The 21,799-nt window shown below is 55.2% G+C and carries 18 protein-coding genes; 11 read left to right on the forward strand and 7 right to left on the reverse strand.

What is annotated here, in order from left to right; translation table 11 throughout:
• The first annotated feature begins 1 nt into the window (after position 1).
• Together RCI_RS04660 and RCI_RS04665 are read left to right on the forward strand one after the other, a co-directional pair.
• Entirely contained in the window at positions 2-2,053 is a 2,052-nt protein-coding gene (locus RCI_RS04660; protein ID WP_012035246.1) for a type II secretion system F family protein, read from the forward strand.
• 66 nt (positions 2,054-2,119) lie between these two features.
• Positions 2,120-2,872, forward strand: a complete 753-nt coding sequence (locus RCI_RS04665; RefSeq protein WP_012035247.1) for an RAD55 family ATPase — start codon at positions 2,120-2,122, stop codon at positions 2,870-2,872.
• Positions 2,873-2,928: 56 nt separating this feature from the next.
• Here RCI_RS04665 and RCI_RS04670 read toward each other — a convergent pair whose 3' ends face one another.
• The 3 genes from RCI_RS04670 to RCI_RS04680 form a co-directional block, all read right to left on the reverse strand.
• Entirely contained in the window at positions 2,929-3,138 is a 210-nt protein-coding gene (locus tag RCI_RS04670; protein WP_158308870.1) for a hypothetical protein, read from the reverse strand.
• 80 nt (positions 3,139-3,218) lie between these two features.
• Positions 3,219-3,980: a V4R domain-containing protein gene (locus tag RCI_RS04675; RefSeq protein ID WP_012035249.1), complete on the reverse strand. Its 762-nt coding sequence runs from the start codon at positions 3,978-3,980 to the stop codon at positions 3,219-3,221.
• Positions 3,981-4,332: 352 nt separating this feature from the next.
• A complete protein-coding gene (locus RCI_RS04680; RefSeq protein ID WP_148266526.1) occupies positions 4,333-4,515 on the reverse strand; it encodes a hypothetical protein in 183 nt (60 codons plus the stop codon).
• A gap of 226 nt (positions 4,516-4,741) precedes the next feature.
• On the opposite strand from RCI_RS04680, the gene RCI_RS04685 reads away from it, so the two are divergent.
• The gene (locus RCI_RS04685; RefSeq protein ID WP_012035251.1) at positions 4,742-6,157 is read left to right on the forward strand and encodes an ATP-binding protein; all 1,416 of its coding nucleotides are present in this window, start codon (positions 4,742-4,744) and stop codon (positions 6,155-6,157) included.
• A 9-nt stretch (positions 6,158-6,166) separates the two neighbouring features.
• Here the strand turns inward: RCI_RS04685 and RCI_RS15680 are convergent, their stop codons facing one another.
• A complete protein-coding gene (locus RCI_RS15680; protein WP_148266527.1) occupies positions 6,167-8,080 on the reverse strand; it encodes a histidine kinase dimerization/phosphoacceptor domain -containing protein in 1,914 nt (637 codons plus the stop codon).
• 228 nt (positions 8,081-8,308) lie between these two features.
• On the opposite strand from RCI_RS15680, the gene RCI_RS04695 reads away from it, so the two are divergent.
• The 3 genes from RCI_RS04695 (at position 8,309) to RCI_RS04705 (ending at position 12,361) form a co-directional block, all read left to right on the forward strand.
• Positions 8,309-9,775 carry an NCS2 family permease gene (locus RCI_RS04695; protein WP_012035253.1) on the forward strand — a complete coding sequence of 489 codons (1,467 nt, stop codon included), beginning with the start codon at positions 8,309-8,311 and terminating at the stop codon, positions 9,773-9,775.
• 152 nt (positions 9,776-9,927) lie between these two features.
• Complete coding sequence (locus RCI_RS15685; protein ID WP_012035254.1) at positions 9,928-11,856, forward strand: ATP-binding protein; 1,929 nt, start codon at positions 9,928-9,930, stop codon at positions 11,854-11,856.
• 160 nt (positions 11,857-12,016) lie between these two features.
• Positions 12,017-12,361 (forward strand): hypothetical protein, encoded by a 345-nt coding sequence (locus RCI_RS04705; protein ID WP_048198049.1) that lies wholly within the window; start codon positions 12,017-12,019, stop codon positions 12,359-12,361.
• A gap of 105 nt (positions 12,362-12,466) precedes the next feature.
• On the opposite strand, the gene RCI_RS04710 is transcribed toward RCI_RS04705, so the two are convergent.
• Positions 12,467-12,844, reverse strand: coding sequence for a hypothetical protein (locus tag RCI_RS04710; protein WP_048198051.1), 378 nt, complete (start codon positions 12,842-12,844; stop codon positions 12,467-12,469).
• A gap of 175 nt (positions 12,845-13,019) precedes the next feature.
• On the opposite strand from RCI_RS04710, the gene RCI_RS04715 reads away from it, so the two are divergent.
• Positions 13,020-14,531 (forward strand): hypothetical protein, encoded by a 1,512-nt coding sequence (locus tag RCI_RS04715; RefSeq protein WP_148266528.1) that lies wholly within the window; start codon positions 13,020-13,022, stop codon positions 14,529-14,531.
• Between the two features lies 1 nt (position 14,532).
• Entirely contained in the window at positions 14,533-16,650 is a 2,118-nt protein-coding gene (locus RCI_RS04720) for a YncE family protein (RefSeq protein WP_012035258.1), read from the forward strand.
• A 19-nt stretch (positions 16,651-16,669) separates the two neighbouring features.
• On the opposite strand, the gene RCI_RS17310 is transcribed toward RCI_RS04720, so the two are convergent.
• The gene (locus RCI_RS17310; RefSeq protein WP_158308871.1) at positions 16,670-16,810 is read right to left on the reverse strand and encodes a hypothetical protein; all 141 of its coding nucleotides are present in this window, start codon (positions 16,808-16,810) and stop codon (positions 16,670-16,672) included.
• A 6-nt stretch (positions 16,811-16,816) separates the two neighbouring features.
• On the opposite strand from RCI_RS17310, the gene RCI_RS04725 reads away from it, so the two are divergent.
• The 3 genes from RCI_RS04725 to RCI_RS04735 all read left to right on the forward strand — a co-directional run bounded on the left by RCI_RS04725 (position 16,817) and on the right by RCI_RS04735 (position 18,661).
• The gene (locus tag RCI_RS04725; protein WP_231844976.1) at positions 16,817-17,071 is read left to right on the forward strand and encodes a YkgJ family cysteine cluster protein; all 255 of its coding nucleotides are present in this window, start codon (positions 16,817-16,819) and stop codon (positions 17,069-17,071) included.
• Between the two features lie 138 nt (positions 17,072-17,209).
• A complete protein-coding gene (locus RCI_RS04730; protein WP_012035260.1) occupies positions 17,210-17,851 on the forward strand; it encodes a type 1 glutamine amidotransferase family protein in 642 nt (213 codons plus the stop codon).
• Positions 17,852-17,947: 96 nt separating this feature from the next.
• Positions 17,948-18,661, forward strand: a complete 714-nt coding sequence (locus RCI_RS04735; protein WP_012035261.1) for a YkgJ family cysteine cluster protein — start codon at positions 17,948-17,950, stop codon at positions 18,659-18,661.
• 368 nt (positions 18,662-19,029) lie between these two features.
• Here RCI_RS04735 and RCI_RS04740 read toward each other — a convergent pair whose 3' ends face one another.
• Positions 19,030-21,660: a fibronectin type III domain-containing protein gene (locus tag RCI_RS04740; RefSeq protein WP_012035262.1), complete on the reverse strand. Its 2,631-nt coding sequence runs from the start codon at positions 21,658-21,660 to the stop codon at positions 19,030-19,032.
• Between the last annotated feature and the right edge of the window lie 139 nt (positions 21,661-21,799).

Here is a 21,799-nt window from a genome sequence, read left to right on the forward strand (position 1 = left end):
CATGGACGAGTTTAGCCAGATTGCACACGTCATCTTTGGCCCCGAAGTCAAAAAACGGAAGGATCGCTACTACCAGCTACAGAAGCAGCTACGCCAGGCCCACATGGCCCAGTCGTACGAAGTGTACGTTTCTGTCGCGTACCTATCCTCGGTCATCGCCGCGATCGTCGGCGCAATGCTCGGCCTCATCATAGGCTTCCTGTTGCGGGGAGTCATCATCGACGCGGTCGGCGCGACCAACCTGCACATGCCCCAGAGCATGTCCTGGATATTCCCGTTCGCCGGCATTATCGTACTGCTGGTAACGACGATACTGGCGGGAGCGCTGGGCGGTATTATAACGTTCTCCACCTTCATGCTCATACCGTCGTTCAACGCCAGCGACCGGAAGTCCAGGATCAACAAGGGCCTTCCGTCTGCGGTCACGTTCATGTACGCCATGTCCAAGGGCGGCGCCGACATCATCACGATCCTGCGCTCGCTCTACGAGGCTGAAACTACATACGGGGAAGTCTCCCGAGAGATAGGCTTCGTCATCCGTGACATGGACTACTTCGGCAACGACCTGAGGGCCGCGCTGATCAACTGCGCGAACCAGACGCCGTCGGACCTGCTCCAGGACCTGCTGTCCAACCTCCTCTCGGTAATCGACAGCGGCGGCGACGTCACGACGTACCTGAACAACAAGGTCGAGCAGTACAGGATGAGAATCGCCCTCGACCAGAAGTCGTTCCTGGAAATCCTTGGCCTTATAGCAGAGTCGTACGTCACCTGTTTCGTCGCAGGCCCGCTTTTCATCATCATCATGTCCTCGGTCATGACCATCATGAACGGCGGCAGCCCGATGATCCTCTACATCATCATCTACGCAGTGCTGCCCCTGGGCTCGGTGATCTTCATCGTCATGATCAGCATGATGACCCCGCAGGACGACGAAACCCCCAGGCCGTTCGAAGTGCAGGTGATCAGCCAGTATGACATGCTGCCGGAGAACGCCGCTGACGCAAACACCGAGAAAAAGAGGACGGCCGAGCTGCAGAAGGCCAGAGAGAACCTGAAGTTCAAGCAGTTCACCAGGAACCCTCTGGAATGGGTCAAGAAAGACCCGATCAACGCTCTCGCCATCAGCGTGCCCGTAGCGATCATCTTCGTGCTGCTGCTGATAGGGCTCACGTTCGGCAACATGACTCAGGCGTTCGCGGACGTCGCCACTTTCCAGAAGGACCTGGCGATGGGCAAGGCTGAATGGACTACCGACCCGTTGATCATCTACGGGCCGATCATCGGCTACTTCGATGACCTGATCGTGTATTTCCTGATCATCTCGCTGACCCCGCTGGCCCTCTTCCACGAGTCGAAGAACATGAGAGAGCGCAAGATCGCCTCTGAGATGCCCGACTTCCTCAAGAAGCTGGCGTCGACCAACGAGACGGGCATGACGCTCACCCAGTCGATCAACCTGATCGCCAACTCGAACTTCGGCACGCTGAGCAAGGAGGTCCAGAAGATCCACAAGGATCTGCAGTGGGGCACCGACGTGAGCACCGCACTCAAGAGGTTCGCCAACTCGCTGCGGACATCGTCGTCCACGAGGGTGATCACCCTGATCACCAAAGCCAGCGAATCTTCCGGAGATATTAAGGACGTCCTGAACATCGCCGCTAACGACGCCAGGGCTAACGAGCTGATGCGGAAGGAAAGATTTGACGGCATGCTCATCTACGTGGTGATCATCTTCATCTCGTTCCTCGTGTTCCTGTACTGCGTCTACACGCTGACCTCGAGCTTCATCCCGGTGATGGCATCTGCAGCAGGCAGTGCTACGGCTGCGGCAACCAGCTCGGCAGCAAGGGCGACTGCATCTCAGGCGACCTTCATCAAGGCGTTCAACCCCGACGACTACGTGAGGCTGTTCTTCCACGCTGCGCTAATCCAGGGCCTGTTCGCAGGGCTGCTGGCAGGGCAGATGGGCGAAGGCAAGTGGATGTCAGGGCTCAAGTACTCGCTGATCATGCTGGTCGTCGCCTACGTGATCTTCACAGTATTCATATGAAGGGAACGAAAGGAAGGAGCCAACGAAAAAGTAAAAATAGCATAGCGACAGAAAACCTTTCGCAAAATGACCGAAGAACAGGCGGAGACAGCAGGGGTTACCCAGGAAAATCCGGAAGCAGTAGTCACGAACAGGCTGCCTACCGGCATGAACATCCTGGACCGGACGCTCAAAGGAGGCATACCGAAAGGCTCTCTGGTCTATTTCGGGGCTGATCCGAAAGCTCAGCCCGAGATTTTCCTCTACGAGTTCACCACCCCGAGAAAGACGTTTTACTTCACCACGGGACGCGACCCGGCGCACATCCTCCGGCACATGGCGGAGCTTAACTTTGCCCCGGACAACCTGGAGTTCATCAACGTCCACGGCGAGTACTACGACAATATCTACGTCTCTTCCCAGGACATTGCGGAAGCCGACCGCAGGGTCATCGAGTTCATCGATGCCAGGCTGGACGAGATATACACTAGCTGCGCCGAGCCCTTCACCATCATCTTCGACAACTTCAGCTTCCTGGTTGATATGGGCATAGATCTGACGATCCTGAAGAGGCTGCTTGACAAAGTCTACGATATGGTAGTGGACAGAGATAGCACCTGTATACTACTCATCATCAAAGGCGTCCACCCGGAGCGCATAGAGAACCTGTTACAGACGTACTGTGACACCATATTCACAATCGACTCCGACCTCAAGGGTGACAAGATCAGCAACAAGCTCTCCATCCCGAAGATTCGTGGCATGCCCCCCGTCGTCGAGTATATCAGGTTCAAGATCATGGACCGGGTGTATATCGATACCTCGAGAGACATTGCATAACTCTTTTTATCGATCAGGGATCGACTGCTTCAGGGGTTTAAAAAAGAATAGGGAGGCTATCGCCGCTCCTCATCATCGATCTCACGCCCTTCCTTAGCATCCTGCTCTACCGTAAGTATGGCGGAGAAGATCCCGGCCAGTAGCAGGATGGTGGATAGCTCTGTAGCCAGGCCTCTGTCGATTCCGGCGTAAACTGTGCCGGGCACAACGAAGACGCTGACGGTGATCAATGCAATGCAGGCAGTCAGCAGATGTCGTGCTTTCATGGGACTCCTGTAGTCCGATATCACGAAAGGCATTGTCCGCGGATACGTCGGGCGCCGCCAGGACATAAAAAAGAAATGGCCTACTGTCCGCCGATCACGAAGGTGCACCGGCCATCACCCATCGCATAGCACCCGATCTCTTTTATGCCTGGGTCTTTACCGAAGCGGGCGATGAAGATGGCCTTGAGAATGCCGATGTCGAAAGCGCACGCAGGGCGGCCGAGCTGGGGCAGGTCGGCGCACTCGAAACAGTCGTACACGTAGATTGTCAGAGGGTCCATCGACGCCACAACCATCCGGCCGAGCTGGTGATCTGACCAGAACCTGGCGATGTTGCCGAGCATCTCTCCCAGATCGTCGCTCCTGACGGATTCGTAGAGGGCCTGTCCAATCTTGTACCCTGCATCGGTCAGGATAGGCTCGATGTTGACGCCCTGCCGGTATAGTTCGACCCGGATAGCTCTGAACATGAGCCGGTAGAAGGCGAACATATCGGGCAATCCGCCTTTCGCCCTCGTGAAGTAGTCCCTGATGTCATCGTCGATGCCTGCCTCTTTCTGGAGGCCTCCAAGGTAGCTGGAATTGATGAAGAAGATCTTCTTTCGCCGGTCATCCGGATCGAGCCGGGAGCCGATCACTCCGGCCTCGATCATGCGGTTGAGATGAACGGAGATGGTAGATTTAGCCTTGCCTGAATTTGCCACGATCTCGTCAAACGGCATTTCCCGCTCTTTCAGCATGGCCAGAATTTTCACGAGAACAGGGCTGTCGATAGCCCGAATACCGCTGTCGGTGGCAAAAAGTTCTATCGGTACCTGATCCTGTACGTTCCCATTTTTCAAACTGTTCGCTCCCCGCAGAATGATTAAACCGCAAGGTACATATACCTATTGTTCGCATATAATAGAATGTTCGGTGTATCACGAACATTATCGACACCAAACCAGCGCTGATGCCACATCCCCTCGGGCAAACACGGCGATCCGGCGGGATGCGGCATCAAAAACGCTTACAGACAGGTCATGATAAGCAATCGGCACGGAACAAACCGCCTATCCATACCGGGAGACGTGCATCAGTCGCAGAGCTGCAACTCAGCGAGTCGTCCACCTCAGCGTCTCCCGCTCCTCCCATTTTTACTGAGAATGTATTATGCCAGTAGCCTGATGCAGTAAAGGTGAAGAAAAGAAAAAGTTATATCCCGGGGAACATCGCCGTCCACCCGAACAGGGAGTGGAAAGTCGATGTATTCAAGCCCACGATCAGGACGAATACGAGTATCCAGAGCCAGATCATCGCGAGCACGATCAAAGGAAGAAACTTCATAGCTGAACTACGGTACTTTCCAGTCCGGGCGTCCACATTTTCTGTGTTCATTCTAAGAGTCACTTGCATTACTGCGATTGTACAATAAGCCCTGGCAAGGCTTAAAGATTACGAAAATATGTCCGATTATTTAATTATATTAACCCAGCAAGGACACAATATTATCCATTAGTCGCTTGCCTGTACGACTGGTTCTGCGCTCGATTGTAGTCATGGCGCAGCGAAGCCAAGCTCCCGGTGAAAGATTAATATTGGTATAGTGATCACTGCTTAGTATATGGACTCCAGCGTTGACAACAGCACGTGTGTAGTGGATAGGGATGGCATGATCGTGTGGGCGAGCCCCTCGTTCATAGAGCTTTTTTCGCACCGTGCTTCGCCTGTAGGTATGATGTTCAACCAGCTTTTCTCTGGCCTGGTCGACGTGTGCAGGCATGGTGAAGTGCTGGAAGACCGGGACAGGCTGGGCAGGCGCCGCTTCTTCTCCGTTGAGTGCCAGCGTATGACGGGCCCGGGAGGAGAGCGGGTGAGCGAGATTATCGTGCTCCGAAATGTGACGCTGATGCGGACGCTGTATGACATTTCCCGCCTCACCACCCAGACGAAGTCACCTAAAGATCTGCTGGAGAAAGTGCTGTGGATCGTCAAGGAGACCTACGGCTACACAGGCCTGGCAGGGTACGTCGCCCGGGGCCAGGAGATCGAGCTGCTGGCCAGCAAAGGCTGGACTGAGAAGCTGAAGTCTATGATCAGCATCGGACCGATAGCGCCGGATGCCCCCTCGATGGCCGGGCGATGTGCATATCACCGGGAGCAGATGGTCACCACCATAGAGCAGTACGGGCTGATGACGACAGTGAAGGATGCCATCGAGCGCATCGGTGCCGAGTTCGTGGTAGCCACACCGATGATCGATCACGACGGGCTGGTAGGTGTGCTGACAGTCCTGCATGGAAGGGCGCTCACCCCTTCGGAGCTGGATACGCTGCAGACGATCTGCAACCACATAGCTATCGCGCTCAACGTCCGGGTGTCGGAGGAAAACCTGACATCCCAGGCGGATCAGGCCCGGCTCTTCGTGGAGCTGCTCGCCCACGAGATTGCTGCCTACAACAGGATCATTCAGGCGTGGCAGGAGCAGGGCGCCGGAGAAAAGCTTCCGGAGGACGTGCTCTGGGCAATCCACGGCAGCGATGAGGCGCTTAACACGGTCAGGACGATCAGCGATGCCAACGGCGCCCTGGTCAGATCGATCCCGGTGGAAGAATCGGTGAAGCGGGCCATAGAGGATTCGACAATCCTGGCGAAGCCATACGGCCGCAAGCTGACCGTCACCATAAAAGCGCTGCCGCAGGACGTCAAAGTCGACCCGCTGTTCCACTATGCTATGCGCAACATCATCGTCAACAGCGCCAGGCACTCGACGGGCAAATCAGTGGACGTCGACATCAAGGGCACAAAAGACCGGATGGGCACCTGCAAGATCGAAGTGTCGGACAACGGCCCGGGCATACCCGACGAGCTGAAGTCGGGCGTCTTCCGGCGAGAAGACGGCCAGACTGGCATAGGCCTCTATATTGTGAAGAAGATCGTCAGCCGCTACGGCGGCAGAGTCTGGATCGAGGACAGGGTGCCCGGGAACCCCGGCAGAGGCGCCAGGGTCGTCATCACGCTGCCCCAGGCGCAGGATTAAAGCTACGGCTCAGATGTCGAATACTATAGTATAAGTTATACCGTCAGCCTGATCGACTGAGAGGGTCCCTTCCAGCTGCTCTACCAGTACCTCGACGATGTCGGCGGTGATGCTCCCGGGATTCCCGGTCACAGTGCCGACATTTTGCTCGTCTCTTATAGTCAGAGCCAGTTTTCCCTGCCCCGACTCACGGACTGTCAGGCATATTTCTCCAGCCTGCCCGGAGGCTGCGTGTCGGCTGAAAAGCCCGGTCAGCAGCTCGTTGATGATCAGACCGCAGGGGATGGCCTTGTTGACGTCGAGCCTGACTCCGGGGGCGTCGACGGTGAGCCGGACCTGCTGGTTAAGCTGGCCATGAAAAGTCTGGTACAGCTGCCAGGTCAGCGACTCGGCATACCTGCCGAAATCGACACGGGAGAGGTCGTCGGACTGGTAGATGGATTCGTGTACCAGTGCTATGGACCTGATCCGGTTCTGGCTCTCCCGGAAGATGCTGACGTCGTGCGGGTCTTTGAGGTCCGAGACCTGCAGGTTGAGCAGGCTGGTCACGATCTGGAGGTTATTCTTTACCCGGTGGTGGACCTCTTTCAGCAGGACATCCTTTTCGGCCAGAGAGGTGCGGAGCATTTCCTCCGCCAGCTTCCGTTCTTCGATCTCCCCGGACAGCGCGTTGTTAGTCTCTGCCAGTTCGGCCGTACGCTGCACCACCCTCATTTCCAGTTCATCGTGCGCCCGCCTCAGATCATCAACCGCCTGTTCAAGTTCAGTGACGTCCTCGAAGGTCAGCATGTAGCTGGAGACCTGGCCAGTCGCGGAGTAGGTGGGAAACATCTTCACCCGGAAAAGCCGGCCTTCGAGGCCTGCGCTCGCCCGGTGGACCGTCGTAGAGACGCCCCCCTTTAGCTGCTTCGCCGGCCCGCACAGGCCGGAGCCGAGCCGGTCGCAGTCGTTGAAAATGTTAAAAGACCCCACGATCCCGTCCTGATTCGTGCCCAGCAGCCGGCAAAACTGATCGTTAGCCCGGACGACTTTGCCATCCACATCTGCCACGCACATGGCATCGGGCGTGTGCCGCAGCAGGTCGTCTACCAGGCGCCTCGTATCGTACAGCTCCCTGTTCAGCCGGTCTACCAGAACACGGTTGACGCTGCCCATGGAGTACAGCAGCAGGGCAAGAGTCACGAAGGCCATCATGATCGAATAGGTGATCTGAGAGTAGTTCGTCACGTCGGCGATGCCCAGGCCGGTGAGTGCGCCAAGCATATCCCCCACGAAGCTGAGGAAGAACGAGACCAGAATGATCCCGTACAGGTACCGGACGACACGGCGGAAGTTGGCTATGAGGAGGAGGGCACACATGCCCGTTACCAGGAGATCGCCGATCATAGCATAGCCGAAGATCAGCACGCTGAACAGCGATCCGGGATTACTGTAAATGTAAAGGGCGAGGCAGGCAGATACGCTCGCGATGGCCCCCAGTGACGATCCCAGGATAATGTAAAGCATGGGTGACGGGGAGTATCTGATGGTGAGCACGGCGACGGCCAGCACGTATAACAGAGGAAGGTACGCCAGCGGCATCAGAAGCATCGCGACGTCTACCACAGCCGGAATGGCGTAAATAAATGAAGCCGCCTCGACCTGCGGGAGGACGTACCAGAAGACCCCGGACACGGTCTGGAGAGCGAAGAACGCTATCAGCCCCAGCACCACTGGCTTTAGCTTTGCGTCACCGGCAGTCCAGTAGATGATGAGTAAGAGAGGGAGGCATAGGAGCATCAGGATGAGCATTCCGGCCTGCGCCGGCAGCGCCTGGAAGTTGTTCATGGCAATGGACAGGAAAAACAGGGAAACAGCTATGGCGATAATGAGCTCGATCCCCACCATCAGGTAGGGCGATTCGTCCGGTTTTTTAAATCCCATGGTGATCGGCACTCGTCAAGGTAAAAAATCAGTTGATGGTACATATCCTTGTTGGCGCTAGATCTGCCAGACATCAGAGGGCGTTCCCATTACTGTCGTAAACCGGCTTATGGGGAGACCGTTTGGCGAAAATTATTCAAGCATATGAATACAAATCAGATAAATCTAATTATAAAAAGCAAATGTTTATCTAGAAGCCCTATCAACAATAGTCGTAGAGGTGGTTAGGTGTATCAGCAGAAAACCCCTAAAGACTCCGGTAAACCCGGGTCTATTGTTTCTATTGTTGACAACTATTTCCAGATATCGGAACGAAAATCAACTATTAAGACAGAACTGCTGGCCGGTTTGACGACGTTCATGACGATGGCCTACATCATCATCCTGAACCCCATCATACTGTCCGCCGCAGGAATGGATTTCACGATGGTCTTCGTAGGCACCTGTGTAGCCGCTGCCGTAGCGACGCTACTCATGGGCTTCGTCGCCAAGTACCCGTTCGCGCTGGCATCGGGCATGGGGCTTAACTCCGTGCTCACGTACGGCGTAGTCATCGGGTTAGGCCTGTCGTGGCAGACCGCCATGCTCATGATCGTCATCGAAGGCGCGCTGATCACGCTGCTCGTGCTGACGAACCTGAGAGAGATGGTCATGGACGCCATCCCGAAGTCGCTCAAGCTTGCCATCGGCGCCGCAATCGGCCTGTTCATCGCGTACATCGGTTTCATGGACGCGAAGATTATGGTCGGGAACTCGGCCACTCTGATCGCGTTCGGCAGTCTTTACGACCCGATGGTCATAATGGCATTTGTAACACTTCTCATCATTATCGCTCTGATGGCTTTCAAGGTCAAGGGCAGCATTCTTTATGGTATCATCCTGTCCACGATCCTCGGGCTCGTCCTTTGCGTAGCCGGAAACGCCATGGGCATCGCCTTTAACATGTACAACATAGAGGGCGTCCCGAACACGATCCAGGCGCTGCCCGCCGGGATGAGTAACATTCCTGCTGGGCTGACCGGCCAGATCTTCGCCATTCCGACCCTGGAGTCTTTCGGCATGTTCTTCGGAGCGTTCTCCCCGATCGCATTCCAGGGACTGTCCATCGCCATCATCCCCATAATCTTCGCGTTCCTGATGGTCGACTTCTTCGACACTATGGGCACCGTAGTCGCGGTAGGCGAGCAGGGCAGGATGCTGGACAAGAAGGGCAAGCTCCCCGGCCTGAAGAACGTCCTGCTGGTCGACTCCGTCGCAGCCATGATCGGTGGTGCCTTCGGTGCCAGCTCAGTCACGACCTACGTCGAAAGCGCCTCGGGCGTCGCCCAGGGCGGCAGGACCGGCCTGACTGCAGTCACCGTCGCAATATTGTTCCTCGCAGCGCTGTTCTTCGTGCCCCTGGCATACTTTGTGCCGATGGCAGCCGCAGCGCCTGCCCTGATCATCGTCGGTTACCTGATGATCACGTCGATCAAGGACATCGCATGGGACAAGATCGAGGATGCTCTGCCAGCTTTCCTCACCATCGTGGGCATGGTCTTTACCTTCAGCATCTCCAAGGGTATTGGCTTCGGCTTCATATCTTACTGCCTGATTAAGGTAATGTCCGGCAAGTGGAAGGATGTCCACCCCCTGATGTGGATTGTGTCAGTAATCTTCCTCCTGTACTTTATCTTCGTATCGAACGTGATCTAAAAAAGTACAGAGTCGACAGGGGCGGGTTTCCCTGCCCCGCAATTTTTATTAAAACTTTAAATTTGGCGCATATCAAAATTTCAAATTTTTTCTTGGCCATAATAAGATATTCGCCGAAATATTTAAATCTTCAAGAAGTTAAGTAATGAGCAATGGGTGGAGTAGAGGCAGGTATGCATGAGCTTGATACATGGAAGCTTATGCTTGCAGCAGTAGGGACAACCATAGTGCTAAACATAATAGCTTTGCTATTACCTGCGCTCTATTCGAACTTTTTCTATGGTACGATACAGGTCCTGTGGCCGATTTTAATAGTACTCATACTGGTGAGGATATACTTCAGGGAGACCGACCAGCACGTCAGGCAATTTATCTGGTTTTTCGCGGCAGCCATGGTGGTCTGGTCGTTGACCACGCTGCTCTGGGAGGTAGTATTTTTTCAGATCCAGGCCGACCCCATCGTTTATTATATCAGCGGGTTCGGGTACCTTTTCGCTTACTTCATCATGATTTATGCCCTGCTGGAGATCAGGCACTCACGGCAGTGGTACCTGAGCAAGCCGATTAACTTACTCATCAATATCATAGGGATTATAGCGATTGCCACAACTGTGACACTCGTCGCGGCCGGCATCGACTGGGGCGACCCGAGAGCGTTTGACATGGTCACCCTGCTCGTCTACATGGTCGTCGATCTGATAATCATCCTGCTATGCTTCAAGCTCCTGAACATGGACATCAGGGATGAGCTGAAATACCTGGTAAGCGTCATATGCGGGTTTGCCGCCGTCAACATGATCGCAGACGTGCTGTTCGAGATCCGGTGGATGCTCCAGATCAGCACGGTCTTCTCACATAAAATATCCGTGTTGACGGACATCATCTACACTGTATCGCTGGTGTTTATGGCAATATCGCTATTGTTTTACCTGTCCGACAGCAGAGACAGGCTCCTGACCACGATCAGCAGACAGATCAGCGATGCCAGGCCTTATGTTCAGGACATCATCGAAAATTCCCCCGACGCGATGTTCCTGTGCGACGTGAGCGGGCGCCTTGCGATAGTAAACGAGCCGATGACCAGGCTCCTCAACATGGACAGGGCAGCCATCATCGGGAAGCTGAACTTCTTCGAGTACCTGGGCAGGATGGACGAGGGCATGATATCAGCCATAGGCAGGCTAAAGAAAGGCGAGAGCTACAGCGTGTCGAAGATGATGTTTTGCAGCAGTGGCAAGACAGAGGGAACATACGTTTCTATGAGACTGTTCCCGCTGCTGGATGGCCGAAAAGAGATCTCTGGATATGCAGGCATCATCCAGGACATCACCGAACAACTGCATAACGAGCGGGAGCTGGCCGAGTCGAAGAGACAGGTCGAGCTATATATGGACATCATGAGCCACGACATCAACAACATCAATCAGATCGGCAGGAGCCACCTTGAGATCGCCATGATGAAGCTCGAGAGCGAGGGAAGGCTGGGGCCGGAGAGCAAACAACATATCGAAAAGCCGCTCGAGGCGTTCACCAACAGCTCCAGGCTGATCAGCAACATCAAGATGATCAAGAAAGTTCAGGCCAGAGAAGTCCAGTACCAGCCGATCGACATAGGCGAGGTACTGGAGGATATCGTGAAAGAGCACAACGGGTCGATCGACAGGATTATCAACATCAACTACACCTCGACGAGAGGGCTCACCATCAAGGCAAACTACCTGCTGAGGGAGGTATTCTCGAACCTGGTAGGCAACGCCATAAAGCACTCCAGCCCGGAGAAGCCGCTGAACATAGACATCATCACAGAAACGATACTCAGGAACGATAAAAAGTACTATCGGATACTCATAGAGGATAACGGACCCGGGATACCCGACACCAGCAAGTGTGCAATCTTCAACCGCGTGAATACGGGGCGTTCACAACAGAAAGGCAGAGGCCTCGGACTATATATTGTGAGTGCGCTGGTGGAAAACTACGGAGGCACCATTGGTGTAGAAGACAGGGTACCGGGCACACACGCCAGCGGAGCAAGGTTTATCGTCGAGTTCCCGGCAGACACAGGTGATACGGCTGTATAAAATATATCCCTGAGAGCCCATTATCGCTTTTTTCCTCCTGATGGCTATTTGCGCCACCGAAGAAAAAGATTAATGGGGCATTCCGGATCGCATGGCGTAAATATGGCTGTGCGTATCGGGGATCGGCCCGCATGACATAAGCAGACTCAGGAGGTAAGTGATGTCAGCATTCAGGCTGAACGGAGGCCGGGTATTTTACGTAGAGCACGAGTGCGCCAGCGCCACGAGCGAAAGCCCGAACAAGAAACACCTGCAACATAGTCAGGCACATAATTCGGTATATATCGTCAGGATGTTTTACAGGGGAGACCTGGACGTCATGCAGGCCAGTGTCAACGAGTTTGCGTACATGACCGACGGAGTCACAGGCCAGGGTGGAGCCAGCGCGTACGTCAACTGCCCGCTCTGCGGATCGGAGGGCCGGGTGGTCACGAATAAAAAGGGAGAGGTAGAGATAAAGGAAGCCTTTAGCGGCAGAATGGCGCAGGAAACGCCGTTCAGATAATAAAATAATCCGGTCTGGCCTGCCCCGTGGTCTGCAGCGGTATAAACACGTACTGGAAAAAGCGACGGGACTGTCACCCGCAGCCTGCAGCCAGAAAAGTAGCGGCTATTCTTTTTTCTGCTGGTACTCCTGAAGCAGAAACTTGTAGACGTCGTTCATCGTCTCGCACCCGATGACGGACTTCAGTTTTTCGAGCTCTACGTAGAGGTCGTCGTCGATCACCCGGTCCTCCCACAGGAGCACGATGGCATCGTGGATGGCATACTTAGGAGAAGTGCCTTCCAGTGTCATGCCGAAGTCCCGGAGGTCTTTGCTGAGCTGCTGATCAAAGGCCACGTCCCGGCATACCGAATCGATGGCATCGGAGAGCGTCTTCTCTTTTCGCAGGACTTTGATAATCTGGAGCTGATCGTGGGTGTGCTCGGCAATCTTGATCGTTTTAAGACCAGAGGGGGCTGTAGGGGTACTTTTAGTATTTTTCATACATTTAGTATAAGTATTCACATACGTAAATAGATAGCGATATGATTGCAATCCGATTATACTCTGCCTTTTTTGAGTTACGAAATCATGAAAAATTCCCTGTAAAATTTTTATATTGCCACTTATAAGACAAGTTTAAAGCTAAATCCTTATATAATAAGCAAGCTATTGATTGATGGGTAGAGAATTGGGGACGCTATACAAGAAAGCCATAATTGCCGGGCTTACGGGAGCCCTGGTTATGCTAGGGCTGTTTGCTTTTTCCATGTTTATGGCCGATCAGGACATGAAAGAGTACTATAAGATCCCCAGAGGCTACGACAACGATTTCGTGGGCATACAGTGGATTTTCTTTTTCATCGCAAGCTCGCTGGGCACGTTCGGCCTCATCGGAGCCGTCGCAGCCCGGGTGACGGCTGGCGAGGCGACATCGATAATAGACACAATAAAGGCGTCGACAGTCGCCGGGTCAGTGCCGTTACTTCTCCTGACGACAGGCATCCTCTGCTTTGCCGTAGCCTACGTCGGCGGCGCTGCCTTTAAAAGCCCTCTCGAGGCGGTTTTTGCCATTGCTTATGTTTTAATCATATCCCTGTTTATGGTCGCACAGTACCTGATCTTCGTACTGGTCTGCCTGTCCATATCTGCGATCGGTGGAATATCTTACGCCGCGGTGTCGGGGATGGCGCGAAAAAGGAAAGCGCCGGGTGCACAGATCAGCTATGTACGTCCCGCTCTCGCTGGCCTGGCCTGCGGATCAGTAGTTCTGGCTATGTTTCTGGCCGGCCACGCCATAACAGGGGGCCAGTATTCGATGCCCCTGAACTTTCTGGAAGTGCTGCTCTTCCTGATCATTTCTCTGGTAGCTGGCGCTCTCGCCGTACACGTGATAAATGTCCGGGACATCAGAGTCACAGATGCTTTGAAAGGGGCGCTGGCTGCCGGTGCGCTGACAGGCATTGCCGGCGGTGCGGGCAACGTGGCGGGGGCGATCATAAGGCAGTATAATGTACAGGGTATCCTCATCGAAGCCGGGACGAAATATTTCCTCAACGGCCTGATCATGGCTACGGTCGGAGGCCTCATGTACATGGCTGTATTCCGCAAAACTGAGATGAGGAAGGCCGCTGATGCCAGTGCCACCGTCCGGCTGTCATATATGAGCGCCATCAAAACCGGGCTCCTGGCGGGCGCCGCGATGGCCGCATACTCAATGCTAAGCGGACTTGCCTCTATGGCCCTGTCGCTGTTCAACGCCGGTAGCGATACGGCGTCATCGGTAAACGTCTGCATGATCACCTATGGTTTACCCGGCCAGGTGGCCTTGCTTGCCCTGCTGATTGCTGCAGCAGTAATTGCAGTACGCCACTCGCAGGCCATGACGTTAAACGGTGCGATTGCTGTGGCAGCGGTTACTGGCGCACTGGCAGGACTTGTGTCGATCGCCGGAGACACGATCAACCGGTTTTTAACCCTGTGGTACACGCCCTATGCATCTGCGGACTTTCGCTCTGCGGACATCATCACCTCCAACCTCTCTGCTATCCTGGACTGTGCGCCGGCAAAAATCCTGATCATAGTTGCCATCTGCGCTCTGGCAGGCACTATCTACGGGGCATGGATACTTCAGCTGAAGTTTGCCGGCGACAAGGCCGCCGAAGAACGGCCAGCCAGCGGAGGACGGTAATATGGACAGAGCTTCGCCCGCGTGGTCCGGCACAGCAAGACTGATGTTATTAATGACCGGCTGTGCAGTTCTCGCCACCATCCTGTTAACAGCCTGCGCGGACACGGCTTGTGCCGGATCGAGCCCTCCGTCGCCTCAACTGTACGTGTGTAACCACCAGAGCCGGAACATCTCGATCATCGATACCGGTAGTATGACAGTGGCAGGTAGTATCGAGGGCATCTCGTCTCCGGCAGGTGTGGCAGTCAGCCCCGATGGCACCATCCTCTACGTAGTAGGCTCGCAAAGCGGCACCGTCTCAGCCATAGACGTCAATGCCGGACGGGTCATTAGCAATGTTAAGGTAGGCCAGGGTGCAGACCGGACGGTGATCAGCCCGGACGGAAGCAGGCTCTACGTGAAATGCGGCAGCAACGTCAGCGTTGTAGATACAGGTACCATGCAGATCGCCGGGACGATTACGACAGATGGAAAGGCACTCAGAGGCATGGCCCTCAGCCCCGACGGCTCCCGGCTATACGTGGCCGACCTCAAAGGCGGCAGCATCCTCGTGATCGATACTGTGGCCTGCAGTGTAACCGAAACAGTGGCGCTGGCCAGCCTTCCTATGAGCCTGACAGTCAGCCCCGACGGGAGCAGGATATATGCTGCGTGCGTGAACAATGCGGCCAGGGACGAGTTCAGCTCTTCGACCTGCGTCTGCCTGTCACCGGTGACCCTGGTACAGCTTTTCATAGGCTGGATCACAGGGAGCAGCCAGAAGGACATCAACGGGATATACATCATAGATTCTGTCAATTATTCCGTGATCAGGACGATCAATACAGGAGGTATCCCCTTCGGCATGGCGCTGAGCGAGGACGGTTCCCGGCTGTACGCTGCGTGCGCTGAGCACTACGGCAGTTACGTCACAGTCATCGACCCGTCTACAGGCGAAATGACGGATAAAACGCCAGTGCAGATTGGGCTCTGGACTACGTATTCCCTCAGAGACGGCGTCGACGCCCTCAGCGACGGCAGCCGGTTCTACGTCCTCCCGGCAGCTGGCAGCATGCTGTTCAGCATAGAACAGGCCAGCCTCACGCCCGGCCAGCCTGTACAGGTAGGGGCCGATTCAGTCGGCATGTGCCTGAGCCCGGACCGGAAAAAGATCTTCGTGGCCAGCCGTGGCGGCAATACCGTCACCATCGTCGATACGGGAAATCACACGACAGACACGCTGAAGCTGTGGTGGGACCCGCAGTACATTGCCTTGAGCCCGGACGGCACGAGAGCTTATGTAACGAGCGAAAACAGCGGCACGGTCACAGTCATCAATACTACTGACAGGGCAACGGTTGCCATCATCGACGTCGGCGAGACCCCGAGAGAGATAGAGGTCAGCCCCGACGGGAAGAAAGCATACGTCACCCACTACCGGAACGACTGGCAGACCGACGGCATGCTGACCGTGATCGACACGGGAACTTGTACCGTGATCAAAAAGCTGACCGTCGGCGTCAATCCCGGAGGAATGGCGTTCAGCCCGGCCGGAGATCGGCTCTACATCGTATGCCAGATCCCGGCGCTGATGATGCTTAACCCCTACGGCCACGAGGTAGAGAGCGTCGATTCAGGCAAGTCAGATTCACTTTACATAATCGACACCGAAAGAGACGTGGTAATGGATACCTCCGATGTCCGGTACATGCCCAGGGACATCGCCGTAAGCCCGGACGGCTCCCTGCTATACGTCACCTGCATGAACGGAAGCATGACAGATAAAGGCAACGTGAGAGTGCTGGACGCCAGAAGCTACGCTCAGACAGGAGTCATCGACGTGGGACCGGAGCCGAACGGTATCGTAGCTACTCCGGATGGTAAGTACCTGTACGTAGTCACTCCTGCCGATTACAGCCTGACGGTGATCGATGCTGCAGCAGGCAACGTGACGGCAAAAATCAGCTTCGGCACTTACAACAAGCCATATGGCATTACGATCAGCCCCCGGGGTGACAGAGTCTATGCCACTGTTGGCGACTGGCCTGCCGGGAAGGTCGTAGCCGTCGATACCGCGACTAACGTAATCGTCGGCTCGGCAAGCGTAGGAAGCTGGCCTGCCGGACTGGCTCTCCATTGATGCGGGGAGATCGCCGGGTTTATGTGCCACGAGCAAACTGATAGAAGAGATCGAAGCCCTCGCCGCCTATCCAGAAGAGCAGTTCCTGCAGATCATCAAGGACGCAGGCTTCGAGTGCACCCTCTGCGGCAAGTGCTGCACCAGGAATTTTAATGATCATGCCTTCCTGCTCGACACCGATGCCGAAATTATCAGGAGCCTCGATGAGAGCGCTTTGATGCCGGCGCCTTACTACGAGTTTTGCGACCAGAACGGAGAGTTCTATGTCTCCGGCTATGCCATACGGGCAAACCGGGACGGCACCTGCCACTTCCTGGAAAAGGGCCGGTGCAGGATCTACGAGCAGCGCCCTGGCTGTGGCCGGAACGTGAACGAGTGTATCGTCGACAAAGACGTCACCAGCTCCGTGTACCCGATGTAAGGCCGGGAAAATTTTCCATTTTAAGCCGGGCCGGAGATATATATGCCCACAGGATAATATTGACCCGGGAGATTATTTTCGGACAGGTTACCTCAGGCTTAATACCACCTGGAGCATAAGGTGCTGATATAGAAAGGTGTGATCACTATCAAGAAGATATACCTCTATGTTTTCGACACGATGGCCGACTGGGAGCCAGCCCTGCTCATCGCAGAGCTCCGCCTCGGGCGGTATTTCAAGGACAGGACGCTTAAGTACGAAGTAGCCACGGTAAGCTTAACTTTAAACCCCGTGACCACGATGGGCGGAGTGAAGATTCTCCCGGATATGACTCTGGCAGAACTGAGCGCTGAAGACGTGGCACTGCTCATCCTGCCCGGAGGAAACACCTGGCTGGAGCCGTTCCATGCACCAGTATTCCCAGTAGTAAGGGAGCTGCTGGAGAGAAGCATACCGGTAGCAGCAATTTGCGGAGCCACGATTGGCCTGGGCGCAAATGGGCTGCTGGACCGGCACAAGCATACCAGTAATGACCTCGGCTTCCTGAAGGCGTGCTGCCCTACCTACGCAGGTGAAGCTATGTATGTCAACAAGCCGGCAGTATGCGACGGCCCGCTCATCACCGCCTCAGGTGTTGCCCCGCTAGAATTTGCATACGAAACCCTGAAAAAGCTGGACCTGTTCGCCCCGGCGACCCTCGACGCATGGTACAGGCTTTTCAGTACACACGAGCCGGAGCACTTCTACGCGCTGATGGGGTCGCTGCCGGTGACGAGTTGAGAGACGAACATCCACTCTCTCAGCTTGTTGGTACGCAAAATGATTTTAACATACAGCGTACCTACATGACTTCAAGGTTCGGATAAGACGCGGGAGGTGTCACAGGTTACAGCTTTTTCATTCGACGACAAAATCCGGGAGCTAAAAGAAGAGCTCAGGGGTCTCGAAGAGTACCCCGACGAGCAGTTCCTGCAGATCATCAAGGACGTAGGCTTCGAGTGCACCCTCTGCGGCAAGTGCTGCACCAGGAATTTTAATGATCATGCCTTCCTGCTCGACGACGATGCCGAAATTATCAGGAGCCTCGATGAGAGCGCCCTTGTGCCGGCGCCTTACTACGAGTTCTGCGACCAGAACGGGGAGTTCTACGTTTCCGGCTATGCCATACGGGCAAACCGGGACGGCACCTGCCACTTCCTGGAAAAGGGGCGGTGCAGGATCTACGAGCGGCGCCCGCAGATCTGCCGGATTTACCCGTACATGCTCCACCGGGAGGAGGACGACGAGGGAGTCTTCGACTGGAGGCAGATCAGCGGCCTGAACAGGCACGGCAGCTACCATGCCAGTATAGGGGACGAAGAGTGCCGGCAGATAGCGGGAGAAGTGAGGGAGTACGAAAACGGCTTCCTGAAACAGGAACTGGCGTTCCTTGAGGCGATCAGGGGGCACTTCGAGAAGCAGGGGCTCAAACACTCGCCCATGGCTTATGATCGGCAGATGCGCCTGTTCGAGAGAGGCGGCAAGGTCAGGGTAAACGTATTCTACAAGGGCGGGTTTGTGCCGGCCGCTACCACGAAGAAGGACTATTGAGACGATCATTTTGTTCTGGCATAGCGAAGGTACATAAAGTCAGAGCGTGTTCATGTAAAAGAGTGTGTTTAATTGAAGTGTCCAGATTGTGATGTAGAAAGTGCCTTTTTAGGTTATGTGAACGTAGCCCAGCGCAAGAGCGGAAGCTCGGTCAGGCTGGCTCAGTACAAATGCCCTAAATGCGAGCAGGTGTTTGAGAAGCGCCGCTAAGCCGGATTTATTGTATTCCTCTACGGCTGCCGGTGACTATGTGAACTACCGCAGCCGGATATTATCTCGTACCTCAGGGAAATGTATAGCGCCTGTTACTATGGAGACATGCAGGTGCATGATAAAATAAAAAGGGGGGTTAACCCCCGAATTCTTTTCTATCTCCGCCTGAAGAACAGCCAGTAGCCTGCCCCGGCGACGATTACGAGTACTGCAAAGCCGATCACTGCCATATACAGTACTGGCATCTGGCCCCGGCCTTCACCGGAAGATGCTGGTGTAGGCGATGCTGTCGACGGCACTTCGGTGGAGGCAGGCGTGGGCACCGGGGTAGCCGTGGCCGGAGCCGGCGTCGGAGTAGCGGGAGTAGCCGTGGGCGACGGAGTAACGGCAGGCTCTGGCGTCTTCGTTGCCAGGGCATCGTAGATCATCGTCCCGCTGATCGGGTCGTATATCTGCATCACCCGGGTACCATTAACATATACGATGGCGGTCTCGTGTCCGTAGGGATTTGAGATCGACACCGGCTGTCCCGGTTCCGCAGGAGTCGGAGCAGGCGTCGGGACAGGAGTAGGCGTCGGAGCAGGCGTGACTGTCAAGTCTGCTACCCAGCTCGTTTCGCCCCAGGCGCTCCAGCTAGTTCCATCAAATACCTTCACCCTGAAATAGTAAGTTTGCCCGTCGGTCAGGGGGCTTCCGGAATAAGTGACCGAGGTAGCAGAGGTGGTTGCAGGCGCCGGGTCCCAGATGTTTATCCCGGTGCCGCCAGCGCCGGTCCAGGCCTCCGCTTCGTACATAGTCTGGGGAGCGCCTTCAGTGTCTGTATAGGTCCACGAGATAGTGGGCGTCTGGCCTCCCGGAGTCACGCTGACAGGGGTGGAGGAGGGCGGCATGTTGATCTCGAGGCCGTCCCAGGCGATCTCGACCCAGCGGTTCCGAACATCTTCGTACTGCCAGGTCCTCCTTACGTCATCCGAAGCTGAAAGCGTGCCGGTGATATCGGCGCCGCCTGCGGACAGGTCACGGGCATACACCATGTTACCCGGGACTTCGCCACGCGACAGGCCTGCGTAGTCGATCGCCGCAGGATCGTACATGTAGTCCTGCCATATCCGTACTTTGTAGTCTCCGTCCGGATCGGGGAGATAGAGGCTCAGGTCGAATACGTGAGTCTGGTCGCCAGATACGGGTACAGACCAGGCGTCTCTCTGCACCCAGCCATCGCCATCGTAAGTGTAGACGAAATAAGTACCCATAGGGATATAGTAGCCTTCAGACATGAAGACGAAGCTGCGGGCTTCTCCTGCCGCCGGCGGCACAGCAAACTCCAGCGTCATCGACTCTGCAGAGGCAAGGAAAGCGTAGCCATTATCGGAAGTTGTCACTGCCGCCAGAAGATCGCCGCCAGACTGGTGGACAGCGCTAAGAGGCTCCAGCGTGTTGATGACTACCGGCGCCTGAGGGGAAGCATCCAGGCCGACATAGTCGAGCAGATGATACTTACCTTCGTTACACGAGGTGGAGTAAAGCCTGACAAGCTTACTATTTGTCAGGTGTCCTGCCAGATCGTACGCGTTCGTCGCCCATTCCATGCGCGGGTAAAAGTGGTTGACGGTGACCCAGTTTCCCCCTGCATCCTGAGTCTGCACCAGTATACGGGGGGCGGCAGGGATAGGGCTTCCGATGTCGGCGTCCTGCTGGAAGCCCTGAGCCCTGAGCACAAGGGTAGCACCAGCAGAGGTGTCCACATTGCCGAAATCGAGGATAACGTAGTCGCCATTGTAAAGCCTGACGGCGTAATCATCCTCCGTTGCGACCATGGCTGCTACATTGCTCCCATTATCGGCTACTGCACTCAGGGGCGGAGATGGAGTATGGTAGGTCCAGATATTGCCGGCCTCATCGTTAGCCACCCTGACGCTGGCCGGATGATCTATCGTAATCAGCCTCACCATATCAGTATAGGAGGCTTCGTCGTTCACTTCCTGCAACACGAAGGAATACTTGCCGTCCCGGGGCACGGTAGCCGCGTTAAGCAGGTAGTAATCGACGTACTCCTGAGCCGGGCCTCTGGCAGTGGAATAGACATCGTTGTCGAGCCGGTAACCGGAGCCATCCCAGCTGCCCACCCACGGGCAGGATGCGGATATGCTGAGGTCCTCCGACGCTTCCAGCGTCAGTGCCGTCCTGGTAGCGGGTGCTTCAGATATGACCACAGCTACGTCGTCGATATAGAAGCCAGCCATGTTATAGGGTGTGGATAAAAAGTAGTCATTATTGTCGGCGTACAGGCGGAAGCGCAGGTATATATCCTGCCCTGAGTACTCAGATACATCGAAATAGTAGCCCGTCCATTCGCCGGACATCCTGTTGAAGAACTGAGATTTCGTCACCCAGGTAGTGCCGTCGGCGGAGACCTGAAACTCGCCCCTGTCCAGCATCTCGTCGATGAAGATCCAGGCGTAGAACCGGACCCGGGCAGTTTCGTCGGCGGTAAGCGCCGGTATCGAGATCGCCGGCGATGTCAGGTACGAATTGGAGTTTTTGGGCACGCTGCCGGTTGTGATCGCGGTGCCCCAGCAGCCAGACCCCTGGTGAGCACCGCCCGGCCCGTTCGGAGCTACAGGCGTCCCCCACTGCCACTGGTCACTGGTACCGGAGTGCAGATAGCCCCCGTCACTATCTTCGAAACCTTCGGAGTAAACGATAGTTTCGGCGCACGCTGGAGCCGCCAGTAGTGTGAAAGCCACGGCCACCAGTAGTATCAGAACAAGCTTTTTCCAGCCCATGTCAATATCCCAACATTAGAAGTTTTTCAGGCTTTGAACAAAACAGGTAATTTGGGGAAAAGCACTTAAGATTGTCGGTTATTCGCTTAACCGATCTCTGCCCAACCAAAAATGGTTAATATAGGCCAGGCCATAGAAT

It is taken from the genome of Methanocella arvoryzae MRE50, from assembly GCF_000063445.1.
GTDB classification, from domain to species: domain Archaea; phylum Halobacteriota; class Methanocellia; order Methanocellales; family Methanocellaceae; genus Methanocella_A; species Methanocella_A arvoryzae.